A 20,799-nucleotide genomic window follows, 5' to 3' on the forward strand; every position below is an offset into this window, starting at 1 on the left:
CACAGGAGGTCAAAATCAATGTTCAATATTGACAAGAAGAAATTTGGCGCATTTGTCGCCGCACTTCGCAAAGAAAAAGGAATCACTCAAAAAGAGTTGTCAGAACAACTCTGTATATCTGATAAGGCTGTAAGCAAATGGGAAACGGGAGTTAGCTTGCCCGATACCGTTCTATTGATCCCGCTGGCAAATCTGTTGGATGTTTCCGTTACGGAACTTTTGATGTGTGAGAGATTGCCGAACGATGATGTACTAAAACCTGATAAAGTTGAGGATATTGTTAAGACGGCAATCACTTATGCGGACGAAGCGCCTGAAAGAGCATATCATGTTAAAAGCAAGTGGATTGTCATTTATGGAGTCTCACTTCTGATATGCGGCATCAGCACATTTCTGAACCATACAATGGCAACGCCCTGTATGGACTCCTTGATAATGTCTGTGCTCATGTGTGCAGTATTTGGTGCGTATTTTTGCTGCTTTGTACGAATGAAACTTTCAAGATTTTATGACGAAAACAACGTAAATATTTTCTATGATGGCCCGTTCCGTATGCATGTTCCGGGAGTTAACTTCAATAACCGTAACTGGCCGCATATTGTGCAGGCTTTCCGCTTGTCTTTGTGCCTGAGCATGATTCTGATGCCAATTCTCAATCTTCTGGCAAGTAGTGTAGCGGTAGTCGTATGGGAAAATATCGGAAGGTATGTCCTCGTGGTAATCATGCTGTGTAGCATATTCCTTCCGATATATGTTGTTGGGAAAAAATATGAATAAGTTTGATTTGAATTGAGATATGGAAAAGTACATGCCGTACGACGGCAAAAGAAAAAAAGCCGTCGTACAGCAGACAATTTGACATGCCTATTTGAAACGGCGGCTTTGAGTTTCAGAGCCGCCGTTTCTTTGCGCTTGCAAACCTATGACGACTTGCAGGGACACGGTGGCCGATGGGAGGTTTGTCTGCCGTGTCCATGTTTCTTTTTCATAGCGTCCATGATCTGCACCAGCTAAAAAAAGCATAGCCCCTCCATCGGAGCAGTCCGGCTTTGAACATGAAATTAAACATCATGTAACAAGATGTTCATTTGCTTGCGTCCGTATAGCGTCATGCTGTGCGGGCGTTTTTTTATGCCCCCGCTTCTGGTCACGGTGGCCAGAGGCTCCAAGGTGCCGCGGGCCGCCTGTTCTCCATTTCAATCCGCACTCACCAACCACCTTTTGAAATGGAGGACAATTATGACGACTATCAACCTGAAACGGTATTACCCCTATATGACCGAAAATGTGATGCTGGAAGTTTCGGACGAGATCGCCGCCGCCCTCTCGATGGGAGGCCGCCTGTGCGACAGCTACAAGCGGCAGAAGCGCAGAAATGGCGAGTGCTCGCTGGACACCGATCCCGGCTTTGAGGCCGACGTGCTCCGTCAGCCCATGACCCCGGACGAGTACATTGAGGCACAGGAAACCACCTTTGCCCTCTATGATGCGCTGACCCAGCTCCCGCCTACGCAGGCCCGGCGTGTGTACCAGCATTATCTTCTCGGCATGAGCAAGGCCGAGATCGCGGCAGCCGAGGGCGTTGGCCGGAGCCGCATCTGCTGCTCCATTGAGCGCGGGCTGGCCACTATGAAAAATATTTTGAAAAAATCTCTGTAAGAGGGAGTACATTTGCCCCCGAAACCTCCTGATAGGTGAGAGGAGTTTTCTTCCTCGCCTTGAAAACTGAATAGACAGTATTCCCGATACGAAATCCGCGTGATAGCGACGTAAGGTGCGCCGCCACGACAGCCAGTTCAGGAGGTGATGGACAAGCTGGCCGAGCGATCAACGCAGCCTTTGACCCGGTGCTGGCAAACCGGGCGCGAGGACAGCGCGGAGGATAATGAAACTTGCTCACGCCCTCCCACAGACTTGAGGGGGAGTTCCTGCGGTATGCGCCAGCCCTCCACGGGCAGCGGTGCTGTGGGGCTATGCAGCCGAAGCCATCGGCGGTCTGGAATACTCCCCGTGCCGGGGATGCGTGGCAAATACGGCACACAACGATCATACAGGGAGCCGTCAAACCGGGCCTTTCTGTCTTATGACAGCCCAAACCATTCCGGCGCGGCGGCTCCCTCTTTTGTGGATTGAAACGGAAAACAACTGTCCCGCTGCTTCTGGTCATCGTGGCCAGAGGTGGGGCAAGGTCAAAGGACGGCGCTGTTGTGCCGTCCTTTCACGTTTCCCCACGGACAACGGGAAACCATCAAATCTATTCACACCGCTGATTGTTATAGGAGGTTTTCAGATGACGGAGGCAAGAGTCGGCTATCACAAGGAAGTCAAAACCGCGTCTTTTCAGGGCAAATCCATCACCGTGGAAAACCTGACCCCGATGCTCTCTCCCCGAGCACGGGATAAGCGCAAGCGTGAAATTGAAAGCTGTCTGTATGAGGTCTTTGTGAAGTATGCGCCGGGACGGGCGCAGATGCACTAATACGGGACATCCTTGAGATGCGGGGCTGCCAGAGGTATAATATAGGTGTAAGGTTTGGCAGCTCCTACACGGAAAGGAGCACCAAATGATTATTCGTGAAGATGCCATTTATGGCAGACAGTCCGTTGACCGCAAGGACAGTATCAGTATTGAAAGCCAGATTGAGTTCTGCAAGTATGAATTGAGAGGAGGCAATTTCCGCAAATACACCGACAAAGGCTATTCCGGCAAGAATACCGATAGGCCAAAATTTCAAGAAATGATGGCCGATATTCGCCGGGGCTTGATCAAGCGCGTGGTGGTCTATAAGCTGGATCGTATCAGCCGTTCCATTCTGGACTTCGCAACCATGATGGAAACTTTTCAGGAATACAATGTTGAGTTCGTATCTTCCACGGAGAAGTTTGACACGTCCACCCCGATGGGCCGGGCGATGCTGAATATCTGCATCGTGTTCGCCCAGCTTGAACGCGAAACCATCCAGAAGCGCGTGACCGATGCCTACTATTCCCGCTGCCAGCACGGTTTTCACATGAGCGGCGCAGCTCCCTACGGCTTCCAACTGGAGCCGACCACCATTGAGGGCATCCGCACAAAAATGATGAAGCCCGACCCGGAAACAGCAGATATTGCAAAGCTGATGTTTGAAATGTACTCCCAACCCGGAACCTCTTTCGGGGACATCGCCCGCTACTTTGCCGACGAGGGTATCCTGATTTACGGCAAGGAAATGAAGCGGGGCTTTATCTCCCAACTTCTGAGAAACCCCATTTACGCACAGGCTGACCTCGATATGTACGAGTTCTTCAAAAGTCAGGGTACGGTGGTAGTCAATGAAGCAACAGATTTTGCCGGGACAAACGGCTGCTATCTCTATCAGGGCCGGGATGTGCAGGAAAGAAAAAACAAGCATCTGAAAGATCAGATACTTGTTCTGGCTCCCAGCGAGGGGCTGGTATCGTCTGATACATGGCTGCGCTGCCGGAAAAAGCTCATGGCAAACAAGACATTCCAAGGCGGGCGCAAGGCAAAAAACACATGGCTTGCCGGAAAGGTCAAGTGTGGCCGTTGCGGGTATGCGCTTATGAGCGTTGGCAACCCGACAGGCGTTCAATATCTCCGCTGCTCCAAGCGAGCCGACAGTAAAAGCTGTGACGGCTGCGGGACGCTCCGTACACGGGAATTTGAAAGATTCCTGTACGGCGAGATGGTCAAGAAGCTGTCCGAGTTCCAGACGCTGACGGCAAAGCGGGAAACGGTCAATCCCAAATTGACCGCGCTGAACATGGAGCTTGCCCGCGTAGAGGACGAGATTGAAAAATTGCTGAATACTCTGACCGGGGCCAATGCGGTGCTGCTGTCCTACGCTAACAGCAAAATTGAGGAGCTGGACACACGCCGCCAAGCCCTGACAAAAGAGATTGCGGCGCTGTCAGCGGAAACCATGTCCCCGGAGCAGATCGAGCGGTTATCAGTCTACCTCAACCAATGGGAAGAAATTGACTTTGAGGACAGGCGGCAGGTTGCCGATGGCCTGATCTCACAGATCCGCGCAACCGACGAACACGTTTCGATTGAGTGGAAAATTTGACCTTTACTTATCCATCGCACACGACAAAGGGCTGTGTGCCCTTGTCAAGCGATGTAACCCAGTTTGCAGCACATCCAAAAGATAGCGTCCTTGTATTATAGCACTGTTCAATACGTTTTGTAGAACCAAGTCGCATAAGGAGGATAGTTGAAAAATGGCTTTGTAACATAAAAGTTGGTTCTCCTTTCTCGTCCCAATGGTTATTTCAAACTCAAGAACAGCGCCGCCCGACACCGGGCGGCGTTTTCGCATATTTTATCAGTCTGTTATTGTTAGGGTGACTGATGTAGTTCCGTTATTGATTTTCCCAGCAAAATCCACCGAGCGAATGGTGGTAAAAAGCAAAAATCGGAGCCGTTCTGGCTCCGATTTCTACTTTTTGTTATCTTCAAGGGCGAATGTCATTTAACTTTCTCCACAGAAGCGATTGTGCCCTCAAAGGGATCAACCTCCGATAACGCGCCGGTGTAGGTCACAGTGACGGAGTCACCCACAGCAACATCATCATACCCTTCCGGCTTTGCGGAGGAGTCGATGGAAAACTGGTAGGAAGCGCCTTGGTCATCCGTCACAACAAACATAAAGTCCTTTTTCTCGTCCAGCTTGCCGGTCAGGGTGCTTTCCTCCTGCTGCGCTCCGCTTTGAGTGCCGGCATTGGAATCTGTGTCTGTGCCGGATGTCTGGCTGCCGCAAGCGGTAGCCAGCGCCAAAATACATACAACCGTCAGCAATACAAATAATTTCTTTTTCATCATACGAATCCTTTCTGATATGCTTCTTTTAAGAGGTCTTGATAGATGTTTTTTTCAATCGTGAATTCCGGCATCCCCATAGAGCCTGCCGCAATCGCGAATTCGTCGAAGACCAACACGAGATTTCCGTTTGCGTCGAGATAGAAATTCTGCTCCGCGTCGATCCCAGCAAAATCCTCCGGGAAGTATGCGAGGGCTTGATTTGCGGACATCTGCGCTTCCACTTGCCGCAGCACCTCATTGGACAGCACTGACACATAATCGGTCCCATCGCGGAAGAGATCCCTCAGAGAGATCATTTGTCCCGTTGCTTTGTCAATGTGATAGAAGCGGCTGAAGGCATAGCTGCTGGCTTCCGTTTGTGTGGCGTCTATGCGAAGGGTAAACCATGTGTCCGTGTTGGTAAGCACCACGCTGGATACACGCAGATCCTGATAGCCATTTCCGATGCGTTCACAGTCTTTGTAAAACTGCGTCATCAGCTCGTCGGTGTATGCGTGGACTTCCTGATTTACCGTATCAGCTGCATCGCTGCCGGATAACTCCGGTACGGAGATATCCATAGAACTATGTCCATCATTGTAGGCGTAACTCCGGAAGGTGACCACTTTCACCAACGCCCCCAGCCCAGGGATCTCCGCCATCGCTGCCGCAGCTGATGGGGATACGTTTGGAATTGTGATGAACAGCGCAAGCGCTGCTGCGACCCATGTTTCCCAGTGGCGTCGCTGACGCCGTCGGGAATTTTCGTCCAGAGCCGCGCAGGTTTGGAACACCCGACCGGCATAATCCTCCGGGAGCGGAAATGATTCCTCAGCGGCACGCTGGTGGAGCAACTCGTCAAATTGATCCATAGACCCCTCCTTGTTCATCGGCCAGCAAAAGGCGCAGCTGCTTTCTGCTGCGGGACAATCTGGTTTTTACTGCTGCATCGCTGATCCCTAAAGTGCGGCTGATCTCCCGAATGGAAAATCCGTCATAATAGAACAGTGTTACCACGGAGCGCATTTCCGGGTTTAATGATAGCACCGCTTCCCATAGGGACAGCCGTTCAGTCGGATCCGGATCGTCTGCAGGCAGAAAGTCCTGTACTTCAGACAGATCAGTGATTGGCCGATACTTCCGGCATAGGTCATAGCAGTTGTTAACTACGATCCGCAGGATCCACGATTTGAATTTTGCAGGGTCCCGCAGGGCATCCAGCTTCGTAAAGGCAGTACAAATGGCACTCTGTACCGCATCCTCTGCGTCTTCGTCGGTTGACACGATTGCCCGGGCGGTTCGGAACATGGCCGTCTGATTCTGCAGCACCAGACGGGTGAAGTCATCTTTATCTAATCTTTTTACCACACTGGATGACCTCCTATCAAGCCCCTTGCTTTCCGGTCATCTATATAGACGCTTTGAGCACGAAAAAGGTGGCAGCACTTGAAATTTTTTCTTTGGCTGGAGTGGTTGATCCGTTTGCCCTTTCTTATTGTGTTTGGCAAAGTACAGGGCAGATTGCCCGATGAATGAAATCTGCTGTGATTCCAATATTTTTACCATATACCAGAATGAGACCGGTTTTGTCAAGAGGAGTAAGGATTTGACCTTCACACTCGAAACTCCGAAACAGAGCAATCATTCTTCCGGTTCCAGCGGCAGCTCCTCCAGCGGCTCTTCCTCCGGTTCCGGCAGCAGCTACGCTGTATCCGCACCCAGCACCAAGAACGGCGATGTGACCGTCAGCCCCAAGAACGCCTCCAAGGGCGACCGGGTGACCGTCACCGTGACCCCTGATAAGGGCTACGAGTTGGATAGCCTCACTGTCAAGGACGCCAGCGGCAATAAGCTCAAGCTGACCGACAAGGGCAACGGCAAGTACACCTTCACCATGCCTGACAGCAAGGTCACCGTCACCGCTGAGTTTGCGGAAATCAAGGCGGCTGCCACCTTCGCGGACGTTCCCGCCGACACATACTACGCCAAGGCAGTGGAATGGGCCGTGAAGAAGGGCATCACCGGCGGCACCGGCAACGGTAAGTTCAGCCCCGACGCAACCTGCACCCGCGCACAGGCAGTGACCTTCCTGTGGCGTGCGGCCGGTTCTCCCGCTCCCAAGGGCACAGCTAAAGTTCCCGGCGACGTACTCCCCGGCAGCTATTGCTATGACGCAGTGGCATGGGCGCTGGAAAACAGCATCACCGGCGGTATCGGCGGTGGTCTGTTCGGCTCCGGCAACAACTGCACCCGCGGCCAAATTGTGGCATTCCTTTGGCGGGACATGGCTGAGTAAAGCAGCTGCCAGTTCATCCATACATGATTCCACATCAGGCAAAGGACAGCGCAGCAGACGGTGTTATAATCGTCTGCTGCGCCGTTCCTTTTTCGCCATAGGAAACTTTAAACCTCTATGCATCAACTCAAACCTTTTCCTCGTAAGTGCTCAATAACCACCCGCATTTCCAAGGTTGAGTAAGTGTGAGAAAATGATATGCAGTCAACAAAGACTGCGTGTAAGTTTTCGAATGCGAAGGGAGTGCGTGCAAGAAACGGAAGATGTGTTAGCGATCCGGGATGAGTATCGTCTGCAGGAGTGGAGCCAGATCATCCAGGCGGGGCAAAACAGTGGGCTGAGTAAGCGAAGTTTGACCGGGAGGCTGCGTTTAAGTCTATCATCGGAGCAGGACGCCAGAGCGAGAATACTGTTGCTGCTAAAGAAAAAACTGCAAAGAAGAATAGTGATCAGGTGCAGCGGGCCTATTATCTGGATTGGGATATTGATAAGGCGCTGCGTAGGATGGCGCTGGAGGAAGGAAAGAATTTGACGGAATCGGTCAATGACGCTTTACGGGCCGGATTGACAAAATATCTGTAAAAATACGAGAAAAATTGAAAAGGCAACCTACCACTGGCGTATGGTGCGAAAATGAAATAAAAATTTTTTAATTTTAGGTGCGTAGTTTTGCTTTTTTCTGTACCTATATAAGTGAACGCCCGTTTTAAGACTTTTTTGAAAGGAGTGTTTTTGATGATGGATACCGGGCAGCGTGTGAAGCTTGTCAAAAGCCGAGCGTGGCAAATACGCCGCCGACAGGAAAAGCACATCACCGAGCGATTGTCGCTTGTGTCTGTTGCGCTTTGCTGTTGCCTTATTTATGCGATGGGACATTTCCCCGACCGGTCGCCGGGTGCGGTGCAGGGCTTAAACGGCGCAACGATGCTGCTGGAAAACGTGGGCAGCTATGTGTTGGTTGGCGTGATCTGCTTTATTGCGGCGGTGGTCGTTACCGTGTTTTGCACACGATTGAGAAAGAAAAACAATAAACAGGAGGAACGAACTAAGGAGGATGAGGAAGCATGAAGAAAAGATTTTTAGCGGCGCTGCTGAGCCTGTGCATGACGCTCACGCTGCTGCCAACTACGGCGTTTGCAGCGCTGAGCGATTCGCTGGGCAACACACCCGAGGAAAATCAGGCGATTTTGGAGCAGCTCTCCGCCCTGACTGGCGGCAGCAGCGACCAAGTGCGTTCCGTGCTGAACGCTTTGGGCCTGCTGGATGAAGACGGCAATTTCAAGGTGGATCAAACCATCACGCTGGACAGCCAGATGTTGACACTGGCGGCTGTCATGGAGCTGCTGGAAAATCCCGCCACGGATCTCACCCGCATAGCCGACGTGGATGGGACTCCGGTGGCGCTGGGCGATTTGAAGACCATGATCCAAATCGAACAGGAGCTGCAGCGGATCAAGGACACCTATTTCTCCGGCAGGGAGTTTACCGGGGAAGCTCTGGAGAATCTCAACAGCCTGATGGAGCAGCTGGAGCTGCGGGGCATCAGCTTGCGGAATCCCGCCTCTGCCACAAAGCCTGATGGCGTTGAGACGGTGGATATGAGCGGCATGATGAGCCTAACGCTGGAGGATCTCGTAAACAACAGCTGCAAATCCGGGGCTTTTACTGTATACCGCGGAAAACCGGTCAGCTTTTCCTACCGCATTCAAGAAGGCCAGCTCCGCGATTATATCACCGGTGTGACGGTCTCGATAGGCGGGGAGAGTGGGGTCGATCAAGGCGACGGGACCTACAAGCTGACCTATGACGTAGGCTCGACTTTCAGTTTAAGTAATCAAAAAATCACTGTCAAGGTTACAACCAAAGGAAGTCCCATGGACTGGCACGATAATACTTATTCCTATGGCGACCTGCTGGGGATGATTGAATTTTACGATGCGGAAAATCTGGTGTTCTATGACGGTGCCGCTTATGCCGACCACTGTCAGCTCAAGCTAAAAAAGACGGTTGGCGTCCCCACAATACAAACATCAATGACCGCGCCGGACTATGCTTACGAAAAAAAACCAGGAGAAATAATTTCGGAATTGTGGATTCCTTTGCTGGCAGATGGATACACTGTCGGCGGCGGTGCCAACAATCCGAACTTCGTTGAACTAAGCGATACCATCAGAGTTTTGGAGGGTGCCCGCAACTCGGTGCTTCCCGACAGCTCCCCCAAGTTTTATCAGCCATACCAAATCGACGCCAGCATCAAGTTTGACTGGAGCAGAGAAAGCGTAGCTGCCTATACTGGCCCTGCGCCGTATGGCTATAATAGTGCCCAACCCTGTGCCCCGTTCTATCTGACGGAGTACAAGCTCGATGGAACAGATCTGGAGCTCAGCAGCAACAAAACGAGAACGCTGGACTGTACGATTAAAAAGGGCAGTACGGTCGACATCTCCCTGCAGTCTACCACGCAAAACAGAGTGGATCAGCGGTACTATCTGCCCTTCCGACTGTATCTAGACTTTGATAAGGTATTTGGCGGATACAATAACTCCTCCGCCACCGTCAATACCAGCAACGTCTCCGCCAAGCTGGTGGACACGGACAAGCCCATCATTCAAAGCGTCACGGCCCCGGCGGGAACCTATGCCAGCGGACAGCACGTGCCCATCACAGTTACCTTTAGCGAGTTCGTGGATCTTAGAGGCGCCCGCGTGACCATCAATGGCGAAGAGTATACCGCCGCTGCGCTTTCCATGAACGACTACGGCGTCACGGCAATGCTCTGGTACCCGGTGCAGGATGCGGATGACACCACGGTCATCGTCAATGATATGACCGGTGTGGAAGATGTTTTCGGCCATGAGCTGGATACCACGCCCTATCAGAGCGACTCGATTACCGGCGTTGCGCTGAGGAGCGTCTTGATGCGCAACGCCCCACCGCACTGACCGCCGACTACGCCAACGGCAAGGCATCGTTCAAGATGCAGGCCAACATGGAGCAGGCCTACAAGACCGTATACAACAGTTATCACACCCCGGAAGGAACAGACCCGAAGGAAGCCCCTTTCCGCCTCGAACTGAGGTACGGCTCCGCGGATGAACCGATCCTTCTGCAGGTCTATCTGGACACAGAGAAGGAAGCCTTCACCGTCAGCGACTACGCAATCGCACCACCCTCTGATTTCGACCGCACCTACACGGTGACGCTGCAGGCCAACGAGGGCGAGCGAGACGAGTCTAACTCTAACTGGGTGAATGTTCTTCCCCTGACCCGGCAGTTCACGGTGGCAAAGAGAGTTTCCGCGCACACGGTGGAGGTCGTCCCGGAAGCGAATTCCGCCGACTATACGATTTCCCTCGCTGCAACCGCCCGCCCCACGCTTCAGGCCAAGGTTTTGGGGGAAAGCGGTGAGCCGGCCAGCTACACCACCGGTAAATGGAGCAGCAGTGACCCGCTCATTGCCACCATCAACGAGGATACCGGCGTTGTTGCCACCACAGGAACCAAGGTGGGAGCCGTCATCTTTACCTTTACGGCGGACAACGGGACTGTGGACACTGACAATGATGATGTGTCGGGCCAGTCACAGCCCTATACCGTGACGGCAGGCGATTCCCTGGCACTGGTGATTCCCGGCAGCGCGTCCATCGTGACGCGGGTAAATCAGCCCGCCACCGTGCTGTGGAGCTCCAACGCCGCGCTGATGGCACCGAACAAAGAATTCCATTACACGATCGAACTGTATAAGGGCAACCACAAGAATGAGGCGGCGCTGAGCGCCAGCCAGCTCGTTGCGTCTTATACCGCCGGCAAAGGTGAAAACAGCGTGCGGATCCCGAAGAATGTGCTCTCCGAGCTCTCCAACGGCAATACCCCGGCCTACACGGTGCGGGTCTCCATGCCGCACCCCAACGCCAAGAGTGAGGACATCCGCCTGTCGGCACTTGCCTGGATCATCGTGCAGGCGCCGCCTGCCACAGCCAAGCTGACACCGCCCCGGAGCATTTACTACAAGGATACCGACGGCACCGTCAATATCGGCTGGTCGGTGGAAAACGCCACTACCGGTGCCTCTCCGCAGCCCACGCTGACCATTACCCGGGTCACAGAGGACAACAACACCACCAAAGTGGTGGACAGTGAGCGCCTATCCGGCACCTCCGGGAGTTTCCCCCTGCTGTTACAGAGGGTGAAAGACGGCAATCTGAAGGACACCTATCAAGTGGTTTTGAGCGTGGAGAATCCTGGTGAGGAAGCTCCCAGCACCGACTCCTTCCCCCTGTATGTCTACGATGCCGACGCACTGAAGGTGCAGGACGACGAAGGAAACACGATTTCTGCGCTGACCATGGACAATACCTCCAAGGTCAGCGGTAGCCTGCCCACCGTTACAGCTGAAATTTTGCAGCTGCGCCAGGAGCTGGGGCTGATCGAGTACATCGGCATCAACTATGACAAGTACAGATGGAACTCCTTTAAAGACGGCATCAAGTGGGCCTCCGACAACAATGCCATTTCCGTCAACTACAAGCAGGGCGGACTGTATGAGGACATCAGAAACTTCTCCTTTAAGTCTTACCTTCCCGAAACCAAAATGGCGCTGTCCGGCCGGGCCAACGGCACCGCAACCGTCACGGCTACCCATGCCGCCACGGGCATGAGCGCCGCCGTACAGGTGACAGCGGAGACGCTGCAAAATAAGTTCTATCTCTTCCAGCTGACGCCTGCGGCGGAAACTACGCTGCAATACACCGACGGCAAAGGCGCGTCCAAAACGTTCACGACCAACAGTGAAGGCGTGCTGGCGCTTTACGAACCCAACGGAATCGACAGTGAGGTGTCTCTGCGGTCCGGCACCGGTGGGGATATTTATCTGGGCACCATCTATAAAGAAAATCTGCGTTCCGGCGAGCGGGATGCCACAAAACTGCAGCTTTATCCCTTGAATACCTTCACCCTCCGGCGAGTCGCCCGGGCATCTGTGGCGCTCATCACGCCGGGCGGCGATCCGCTGGTGAACAAGACGGTGACCGTTCGCGGCGGCGTTTATAAAAACGGAGGCTACTGCGAGACAGCTCTGCTGGGCTCCAAGGCAGACGCACTTGCCGACGGCACCACCGGCGGCATCTATACCACGGATGCGGCGGGAAATATAACCGTCTATCTGGATTCCACCCAGTTCTGGTCGGCCGAAAAGGGCGAGAGCAGCACCACGGCGCTTTCCGCTCTGGATCAGCTGGAGTACATTCTGGAGATCAGCGAAATTGACGGCGACCAGTACTATCCGCTGCTGCTGACCGTCAACGGCAAGCTGGGCGTGGACGATGTAATGCGCACCGCAGAGGGCGTTGTCTCTCTGGAGCGCGTGCCGGCGGGGGAGGCAAACAAGCCCTTCATTGTGACGCAAAGCGTTGATTACGGTCTTGCCAACGGTCAGAAGGTGGATGTCCGCAGCTCGACCGGGAAGATCGGCCCTAACAGCAGCTTTAAAACAGCAAGTCTGCACACCACCATGTTCCTCTGGGGCGAGGATATTGCCGACGCGCAGAATTACAGTCTCAAGCTGGCGGACGAATACGGCGTTCTTCCTGCCGCCCAGAGCAGCAGTACCAAGCAGTATCCCTTCTCATCCATCCCCGTAGCGGAAAACGATCTGACCCTCACCGAGGCCACCATGACCACCTCTGGATGGATCGCCGACGGCAAGGATGTGGGTATGAAAACGCAGCTGAGCCTGAACGGCAGCCTGCTGCAGGAGAAAATACTGCCCTTCCGGGTCGTTGATCTGACCCGAGTGCCCAAGGTGACAGAGGATGCGCGCGTCACCGGTATTCTGGCGACGATGACCTCCTCCAGTGGAGTGAATCAAGTTGACTTTGGCGAAGTGGACGGCAGTAACATTCTCAAGGTGCTGACCGGACGGCTGGATGATCTGAGCGGTCCGGTGAACAGTTCCATGTTCAAAATGATCATCACCCCCAGCGAAGATCCCTCCGTGTTCCGTGCCATGATTTGGGCCGGGTACAATACGCTGGAGATGGAGGACATGGACTATTCCGAGGACGGCGTGGCGTTGAGTGCGAATGTGCTGACGCAAAACCTGGACGTGGGCGTGCCCGGTACCGGGGATCTGAGCCAGATGGCCCAGGGCACCTATGATCCCAAGGGGGAATACAAAGCCAACTCCTTGGCCGACAATGTCACCAGCACGGATCTCAACTTGCAGTTGGAGGGCTTTTACGAAGCGGAGATCCGCTATAACGCCGAAAAAAAGGAGTGGGAGGTTTTCACCGTAGGCGGCGGCTTTACCGCCGGCGTTGGCGTGGGCTTCTCCTTCAGCGTGAACGCCATGGCTGGCCCCGTACCGTTGACAGCAACCTTTGAGCTGGGTGGCGCCATTCAGCTGGATTTCCGTACCGCAGTGCGCTACGGCCAGCAGGGCGAGGGTCTTGCCTGGAGCGATCCCACGGCCACGGCAGTGAATGACTTTTTGACCACGCTGCGTATCAACGCATATGTCCACGCGTTTGGCGGCATTGGCTTTGACTATTCGATCGTGGCGCTGAAGATCGGCCTATTCGGCAATTTGGATGTGGACAGTCAGAATAAGTTCCTTTCCCGCACCTATCTTGCCGACGAGACAAAGCGCCAGATCAACGGTCAGGCCCTGGGGATCCAAAGCGAAGTGGGAATCAAATTTGTGGCCAGCTTCCTGTTTATCTCCTACGAGGCGGTGATCGCCTCCGGAACCTTTGGAGCCACCAGGACTTTTAATGACTGGAAAAAAATCGACGACTACTGGAATAGCGCCACCAGCGGGCTGAGCCTTGCCTCGCTGCAGATGGCGGCGGCCCAGAGCGGAATGCAGGTGGCTTCTGCCAGTGCAACGCTCCAAAGCCGGGACTATCTGGAGCAATATGCCCGTACTTGGGGCCAGCCCCGGCAGCGGATGATGCTGTTCTCTCTGAACTCCCCCAGTGGGCTGCAAAACATCCAGACCAATGCCAACCCCACATCCTATCCACAGCTCAGCGATGACGGGAAGGTATTGGCCTACATCAACGACGGCGACAGCAGCAGTATTTACGACAGCCGGGCGCATTTCTCCACCCTCAATGGCGGCGTCTATTCTCCCTCCATCCAAATTGACGATCCCACAGGGTTCACCGGCCACGGCGACACGAGCGTTTCTTTGTCCGGCACTGAAAGCTTCGCGGCGGCGGCTTGGGTTCGCATGGGCACCGACCTGCCGGGTAAAAATGCCGGTGATCCCGTGACATTGGAAGAGCAAAACCTGCTGATGAACAGCACGGAGATCGTAGCGTCCGTCTATGACGGCTCAACCTGGACTTCCACCCGCCTAACCGAAGACGGCACGCCGGATCTGGCCCCAGCCACGGCAGTGGGCGGCGACGGCAAGGCCATCGTGTTCTGGCGCAGCGTCTACACCCCCGATCCCGTGAGCGCTTCGGGCAGCAACAACCTGCTGAACTTCACGACCAGAGATTGTATCATGTACAGCTGCTATGACAGCAGTAACGGCAAATGGAGCGATGCCAAAATGCTTTATAACGGTGCTACTGGCCGCGTGAAGGCGTTGCAGGCGGCCATGCTGCCCGACGGAACCGCTATGGCGGTTTACTCGCTGGACCGCAGCGGAACCGGAAATACCTCCGACTACGAGATCGCCTATTGTACCGTGGCTGCTGACGAAACGCCCGGTACAGCCATGCTGGCGACCTGTGACAGCAATCTTGACGAAGCCCCCCAGGTCGTTGCAGCCGACTTCGGCGGCGGGGATGACCGATTTGTCATCGGTTGGCATAGTGTCCGAGACGGCAGCAGCGATATTCAGCTGTTGGCTGTGGACGGCAGCGGCACCATGTCCAACAGTTTCCCCGGCTCTCTGTCTGCCCTGACCAGCAGCGGCAACGCCGTCGTGGGCGGAGACTTCCGCTTCGCTTCCCTCAGCGGGGGTCATCGCAGCCGCAATGATCTTACCATCGTCTGGAATGAGACTGTCAATGACGCCAACGGCGCGGTAGATCACGGCATTTTGAAGGCGACCAAGCTGCGCTATGACGCAAATACAAATACCTACACGCTCTCCGCACCATTGAAACTGGCAAAACTGCCGGATCGCACGCTGGCTGACCACTTTGATGCCTATGTCAGCGGCACCAATCAGGTGCAGGCTGTCATTCAGGCCACCCGGTATGACGACGAAAGCCCGAAGGTAATCGGCGGCGTGACCGTTCCGGGTGAGGAAACGATCCTCTATACCGCTACCTCTGATTTTATCACCGATGCAGTGGCAGTGGAACAGATCGGTGTGGATTATGCAACGCTGGCGCTGAACAGCCTGACACCCATTCACTTTACCATCCGCAACACCGGGCTGAACGATGTGAAAAACCTAACGGTCAGCCTTGGCAGCGGGGAAACCGCCACCCTTACGGAAAAACTGCTGCCCAATGAAAGCACCACCCTTACCGTCTGGCACCATGTGGAGGACCACGTGACCGACCCGCGCTATACCATCACCGCCGCCGCCGGCATCAACGAAACCGGCACAGTGTATCTGGATTATCCCGACATTGGCATCTCGCAAATGGAAGTGATTGCGGAGAGCGCCGGCAAGCGCACGGTGCGCATGACCCTCTATAATTCCTCTGCCGCCACGCTGGCCAGCGGAAAGAACCGCAAGGTGAAGCTTGCGTTCTATGCGGATGATCTGCATACCAAACATGCAGAGGTAGCCTGCACCACAACCGGCGTATCGGTTCGCGATAATGAAATCACCATCTCCGATGACAGCGCCCTCGCCCGCATCGATCAGGGAAGCTTTACACTGGATCTGACCTATGATCTGGGCAAGTATATGACATCCATTGGCAAAACCGAGATCCCCAATGTGGGTACCTATCTGTACGCCGAGGCGTGGGCGGAAGGCGAGATCGGTGGATTGGGAAGCAATCAGCGCCTGCCGGAGTATGACGGCAGTGACAGTGAGGCCAGCGTCCATATGACCGGCGCACTGGCCCGCACCGGAGAGCGGCTGACGATGGATGTGACACAGGGGAACGACGGCAACGGTCACAGCACCGCCGCCATTACCCTGCGCAACAACTGCCTGCAGTCTCAGACCAGCGCAGCGCTGGTGGCCACGCTGCTGGATGCTGCCGGGACCGTTCTGGAAACGAAAAAGACCAGTATTGGCGGTGCCATCTCCGGGGAAACCTTCCGGACGGAAACCGTCACCTTCTCCAAGCTTGGCACCCGCGTAGTGGTGCGAGCCGCAGTGCCCGGTAATGACCTTCTGACCTTTGAAGGTCTGGCAGTGGGGCTCGGCGATTTTACCGCCAACGGAACGAACTATACCTATACGCTGCAAAATGATAGCGGAGCAACATCTACGCTGGTCACAGCGGTGTCTGGAAACGACGAGCCCGTGAGCATCAACGGACAGGCTCTGTCCACCGGCGGCAGCGCAGCCGTTGCCATCCCCAAGAGCGGCACAACCGACATTGTCGTGGAGATCGGTACTAAAACCTACACGCTGACGATTCTGCGCAATAGCGGCACAGGCGGCAATGCAGGCGGTGGCGGCAGCGGCTACAGCTACTACACCATCAAGGCAACTGCCGGGGCTGGCGGCTCCATTTCTCCCTCCGGCAATGTCAGCGTCCGCGAGGGCCGGGATCAGACCTTCACCATCACCCCGGATAAGGGCTACGCCGTCTCCAACGTCAAGATCGACGGCAAGAGCATCGGCGCAGTGAAGTCCTACACCTTTGAGAATGTCAGCAGAACCCATACCATTGAGGTCATCTTTATGAAAGCCAACGGCAACCCCCAGACCGGCGTGTTTGTGGATGTAGCCACCGGCAGCTATTATGAGGACGCTGTGGATTGGGCAGTGGAAAACGGCATTACCAAGGGAACCGATGATACCCATTTCTCCCCGGACGGCATCTGCACCCGTGCGCAGGCCGTGACCTTCCTGTGGAGAGCAGCTGGCAGTCCCGAACCCGAAACCCGCGCCATGCCCTTCGCCGACATCCCTGTGGGCAGCTATTATTACGACGCTGTGCTGTGGGCGGTGGAGAATGGCATCACCAAGGGCACCAGCGACACCACGTTCAGCCCCAACATGACCTGCACCCGCGCCCAGATTGTCGCGTTCCTGTGGCGTTCCGAGAAGTCCCCGGCAGCGGGTACGGCCAATCCCTTTGCCGATGTGAAGTCCACCGCCTACTATGCTGATGCGGTACTGTGGGCGGTCAAGGAGAACATCACCAAGGGAACCACCAACACCACATTCAGCCCCGACGCGGATTGCACCAGAGCGCAAATCGTAACCTTCTTGTATCGCTTTACTGTAGAGTGATCGGCGAGCTGCGGATAAGCAAAAATTAAATCCAATCAGGTTACAAGCGGCGGCTCGCCACGAGCCGCCGCTTGCTTTATGTGTGACGGCGTGGAAAAATACCCTTGACAAATCGTAACCGTCAAAGCTAATGGCGAATAGAACTTTATAAGTAAGCGTAAAATCTAACCACGTATAAAAGGCCGCCATCTCAAGGAGCCGTTCACTATGCGTGGACTCTACGCTCTATACGGGGTATTCTCTCATTTTCACGGGAAATCTTCAATCCGCCGCTGCGTTTGACGGTTACGCCCTTCATTCCGCCGACTCGTTCCGTTGAAAATTCAAATAGCGGGTACCCTGAAAGGTCAGCTCCCCTGAGTCTCCTTCCGCCAGCATTCCGTATTCCGTGCCGGATACCAGAAACTCTATCCGGTCGCCGCTCTCTACCTGAAAGGTGGCGTAATAGCTGGTAGCGGTATGGGTATGATGCATCCCATTTCCCTGGTGATGGTGGTGGTGAGAAACAGCGGTACGCCGGGATACCACCTTGGCAGGAACGGACAGTTTCGGTGAATGATTATTTTTGTTCCATTCACATATACCTCGAACCATTGCTACGATAATAATGCCAAACACCAACACAAATATGACAGGAACCATGATCCGCATGATGCTGAAAGTCATACCAAAGCCCGGGTATCCTCCAAAGCCTATCATAAACGAACTCCTCTCTTTACGGAAGCCTGGGACCTCCTGCAGGAGGCCCCAGGCAGATTTTATGTCCGGTTAAGTCATCACACCTGCTGCTCCGGCGTGTCCGCGGAAGCGGCCGCCGCGTCAGGCTGGGCCTGGGGCGTTACCGTCACCTGCACCGGCTGGGAATTGCCCGCCGCCAGCTTGCCGCCCAGGGCACCTGCCAGCAGGCTCTTGAGGTCCAGCCCCATTCCGGCGCTGATGCCTTCGGTGACCTGGGTGGTGCCGTTGACGATGTCGCTGAGGAGCTTGGCGCTGTTGCCCTCGCCGTACATGGTGATCTTATCCACCTTGCTGAGGGGCTCCGCCACGTTCTTGGCGATCTCCGGCAAGGCGTTCATGATCATCTCGATCACAGCGGCCTCGCCGTACTTCTTCATGGCCTCCGCCTTCTTGTCGATACCCTCGGCCTCTGCCAAGGCCTTGGCCCGGATGGCTTCGGCTTCCGCCTGACCGACAGCGGCAATACCGGCAGCTTCCTGCTCCTTGGCGAAACGGGCAGCCTCGGCGGCCTTCTTGGCGGCTTCCGCCGCCTGCTCTTGCTCATAGCGGACAGCTTCCGCGTCTTTTTGCCGCTGGTACAGAGCTGCCTGTGCCTCCTGCTCCTTGCGGTAACGGTCGGCGTCGGCAGCGGCGCGGACCTCGGCGTCCAGGGACTGCTTCTTGACCTCGACTTCCTTGCTCTTCAGCTCGGCTTCGCGCTCCGTCTTGGCAATCTGGGCATTGACGGTAGCCGTCTCAATGGAGCGCTGCTGCTCCTGCTGCTGGATGGTGTAGGCGGCGTCGGCCTCGGCCCGCTTAGTATCCTCCTGCACCTTCAGTTCAGACTGCTTGATCGCCAGATCATTCTGCTTCTGGGCGATATGCATGTCCGCCTCCACCTGGGCATCATTGGACGCCTTGGCAGCCTGGGCCTGGGCGATGGCAATATCCCTCTCTGCCTCAGCCTTGGCAATAGCAGCATCCTTCTGGATCTTGCTCATGTTGTCCTGACCAAGCGAGTTGATAAGGCTGTTTTCATCGGTGACACGCTGGATATTGCAGGAGATGATCTGGATGCCCAGCGCGTTCATATCGGTCTGGGCCTTGGACTGCACCTCGTCGCCGAACTTCTTACGGTCATTGCAGATCTCTTTCAGAGTGATGGTGCCGATGATCTCACGCATGTTGCCCTGCAAGGAATCCACGATAGCCCGGTTGAAGTCGTCCTCCGTCATATTCAGGAAGTTCTTCATGGCCAACTGGATGCCCTCCGGGTCTGTCATCACCCGCACCTTGGCCACGGCGTCCACGTCCACGCCGATGAAGTCCTGGGTGGGAATGTAGCCTTCAGACTTGATATCGATGGAGATCTGGCGGACGATCAGCTTATCCACCCGCTCCAGAAAGGGGATCTTGATACCGGCCTTACCGATGAGCACCTTGGGGTGCTTCCGCAGGCCGGAGATGATGTAGGCCACGTCGGGGGGTGCTTTCACGTAGCCCATCAGGAAAATGAGAATGACCAGGATCACGGGAATCGCAATGGGAATTGCCTTCAGTAAAATGTCCATGTGGTTCTCCTTTTCTTTTTCTTTATGTAGTTTTTAAGGGATGACAATACTTATACGGAGTATTCCTCGTCTTCGGGCACCGTACCGCCGCACAGCTCCCGGTAGAACGCCGCTTCAGCAGCGTGTCTGTAAGGCCGCAGGGCCAGATTGCCGATGCCCAGCGTCAGAGCACACAGGATGTCCCATCCGATAAAGCTGAATTGCAGGCAGAACAGCCGCCAGCGGTTCCCCGCCATCATAGCCTTGGACTGTGCGATGGCCTCGCCGGCTGTCAGTTCCGGATGCTCCGCCAGAATGTAGCCGGTCATGGCATAGCTGTAAGAAGCCATGATGCCGGGGATGATCAGCAGCAGCGTCCAAAGAAGAATATACACGGCTTGAAGCAGCGCAGTCACAGCTATGGTTTTCCAATAGGGGAAGTAGGAAAACAGCGTTTCAAAGGGTGGCTTTTCTCCGGCGGTCAGGTTCAGGTTGAACCGGGCATAGCCCACTTCGATAACACTGCCCAGAATGAAATACAGGACCCCCAGCACGATTGCCGCTAAGATCAGGTAGATCGCGCCGCCAACCAGAACTGCCCGCAGTCCCGGTGTGATCCCGTCTCCCCAAGAGTAGATGGTCTGTCCGGCATATTGAATATTCGCGTTCAGGCTGCCGCCGGTAAAATTGATCTTAAATTCAGGTCCGCCGGAAGTGGCTCCTCCCAGAATCGCCGCCACCAATCCCACCAGAATGGCCAACGGCCATTTCCCCTGAAGCGCCGCCCTAGCTTCCTGCCTAAAATCTGCCGCGTATTTCATTAGCTCTCCCTTTCCGCCCCATGGGCTTCCCCACTATATTTCTTTTCTGCAAGGACTCTCACTTTTATAGACGGTTCCAATCCTAATTTTGTTGCATATTTTCCGTTTTTTCTCAATAATTCCATCAAGTGGATGGTCAACAGCCGCTCTCTGGCCCCATTGCCCTCAGCTCCTTTTCCGGTTTTTGGAACGCCGCCCCTTTGCTTGAGAATAGCGTACAGCAA

At 54.8% G+C, this 20,799-nt stretch carries 15 protein-coding genes; 9 read left to right on the forward strand and 6 right to left on the reverse strand.

The window, feature by feature from the left end; genetic code table 11:
• Positions 1 to 18: 18 nt before the first annotated feature.
• The 4 genes from H8Z83_RS10720 to H8Z83_RS10735 all read left to right on the forward strand — a co-directional run bounded on the left by H8Z83_RS10720 (position 19) and on the right by H8Z83_RS10735 (position 4,070).
• Positions 19 to 777 carry a helix-turn-helix domain-containing protein gene (locus tag H8Z83_RS10720; protein ID WP_187015019.1) on the forward strand — a complete coding sequence of 253 codons (759 nt, stop codon included), beginning with the start codon at positions 19 to 21 and terminating at the stop codon, positions 775 to 777.
• A gap of 462 nt (positions 778 to 1,239) precedes the next feature.
• Positions 1,240 to 1,659, forward strand: a complete 420-nt coding sequence (locus H8Z83_RS10725) for a sigma-70 family RNA polymerase sigma factor (protein ID WP_187015020.1) — start codon at positions 1,240 to 1,242, stop codon at positions 1,657 to 1,659.
• A 631-nt stretch (positions 1,660 to 2,290) separates the two neighbouring features.
• Positions 2,291 to 2,479, forward strand: coding sequence for a hypothetical protein (locus H8Z83_RS10730; protein WP_021886981.1), 189 nt, complete (start codon positions 2,291 to 2,293; stop codon positions 2,477 to 2,479).
• Between the two features lie 85 nt (positions 2,480 to 2,564).
• On the forward strand, positions 2,565 to 4,070 hold the full coding sequence (locus H8Z83_RS10735) for a recombinase family protein (RefSeq protein ID WP_147563759.1): 1,506 nt from the start codon (positions 2,565 to 2,567) through the stop codon (positions 4,068 to 4,070).
• Between the two features lie 401 nt (positions 4,071 to 4,471).
• Here H8Z83_RS10735 and H8Z83_RS10740 read toward each other — a convergent pair whose 3' ends face one another.
• The 3 genes from H8Z83_RS10740 to H8Z83_RS10750 are packed head-to-tail and all read right to left on the reverse strand — an operon-like array spanning position 4,472 to position 6,172.
• Entirely contained in the window at positions 4,472 to 4,822 is a 351-nt protein-coding gene (locus H8Z83_RS10740; protein ID WP_243184924.1) for a hypothetical protein, read from the reverse strand.
• Complete coding sequence (locus H8Z83_RS10745; protein WP_187015022.1) at positions 4,822 to 5,676, reverse strand: RsiV family protein; 855 nt, start codon at positions 5,674 to 5,676, stop codon at positions 4,822 to 4,824. Before H8Z83_RS10745 ends, H8Z83_RS10740 begins: the two co-directional genes overlap by 1 nt.
• Complete coding sequence (locus H8Z83_RS10750) at positions 5,663 to 6,172, reverse strand: RNA polymerase sigma factor (protein WP_187015023.1); 510 nt, start codon at positions 6,170 to 6,172, stop codon at positions 5,663 to 5,665. Before H8Z83_RS10750 ends, H8Z83_RS10745 begins: the two co-directional genes overlap by 14 nt.
• Positions 6,173 to 6,410: 238 nt before the next feature.
• Between H8Z83_RS10750 and H8Z83_RS10755 the strand changes: the two genes are divergently transcribed.
• From H8Z83_RS10755 to H8Z83_RS10765, 5 genes are all read left to right on the forward strand, one after another.
• Positions 6,411 to 7,100, forward strand: coding sequence for an S-layer homology domain-containing protein (locus tag H8Z83_RS10755; RefSeq protein ID WP_187015024.1), 690 nt, complete (start codon positions 6,411 to 6,413; stop codon positions 7,098 to 7,100).
• A 453-nt stretch (positions 7,101 to 7,553) separates the two neighbouring features.
• Entirely contained in the window at positions 7,554 to 7,682 is a 129-nt protein-coding gene (locus H8Z83_RS19885; RefSeq protein WP_256435329.1) for a hypothetical protein, read from the forward strand.
• 153 nt (positions 7,683 to 7,835) lie between these two features.
• Positions 7,836 to 8,168, forward strand: coding sequence for a hypothetical protein (locus H8Z83_RS10760; protein WP_187015025.1), 333 nt, complete (start codon positions 7,836 to 7,838; stop codon positions 8,166 to 8,168).
• Positions 8,165 to 10,042 carry a hypothetical protein gene (locus H8Z83_RS19620; protein ID WP_243184927.1) on the forward strand — a complete coding sequence of 626 codons (1,878 nt, stop codon included), beginning with the start codon at positions 8,165 to 8,167 and terminating at the stop codon, positions 10,040 to 10,042. The genes H8Z83_RS10760 and H8Z83_RS19620 overlap by 4 nt, the downstream gene beginning before the upstream one ends.
• 47 nt (positions 10,043 to 10,089) lie before the next feature.
• On the forward strand, positions 10,090 to 17,487 hold the full coding sequence (locus H8Z83_RS10765; protein ID WP_243184929.1) for an S-layer homology domain-containing protein: 7,398 nt from the start codon (positions 10,090 to 10,092) through the stop codon (positions 17,485 to 17,487).
• A 294-nt stretch (positions 17,488 to 17,781) separates the two neighbouring features.
• Here H8Z83_RS10765 and H8Z83_RS10785 read toward each other — a convergent pair whose 3' ends face one another.
• The 3 genes from H8Z83_RS10785 to H8Z83_RS10795 form a co-directional block, all read right to left on the reverse strand.
• Positions 17,782 to 18,186, reverse strand: a complete 405-nt coding sequence (locus H8Z83_RS10785; protein ID WP_243184932.1) for a DUF2500 domain-containing protein — start codon at positions 18,184 to 18,186, stop codon at positions 17,782 to 17,784.
• A 77-nt stretch (positions 18,187 to 18,263) separates the two neighbouring features.
• Positions 18,264 to 19,775: a flotillin family protein gene (locus H8Z83_RS10790; protein WP_187015026.1), complete on the reverse strand. Its 1,512-nt coding sequence runs from the start codon at positions 19,773 to 19,775 to the stop codon at positions 18,264 to 18,266.
• A 50-nt stretch (positions 19,776 to 19,825) separates the two neighbouring features.
• Positions 19,826 to 20,575, reverse strand: a complete 750-nt coding sequence (locus H8Z83_RS10795; protein WP_187015027.1) for a DUF975 family protein — start codon at positions 20,573 to 20,575, stop codon at positions 19,826 to 19,828.
• Positions 20,576 to 20,799: the final 224 nt, after the last annotated feature.

The organism is Dysosmobacter segnis, from assembly GCF_014297285.1.
GTDB classification, from domain to species: domain Bacteria; phylum Bacillota; class Clostridia; order Oscillospirales; family Oscillospiraceae; genus Oscillibacter; species Oscillibacter segnis.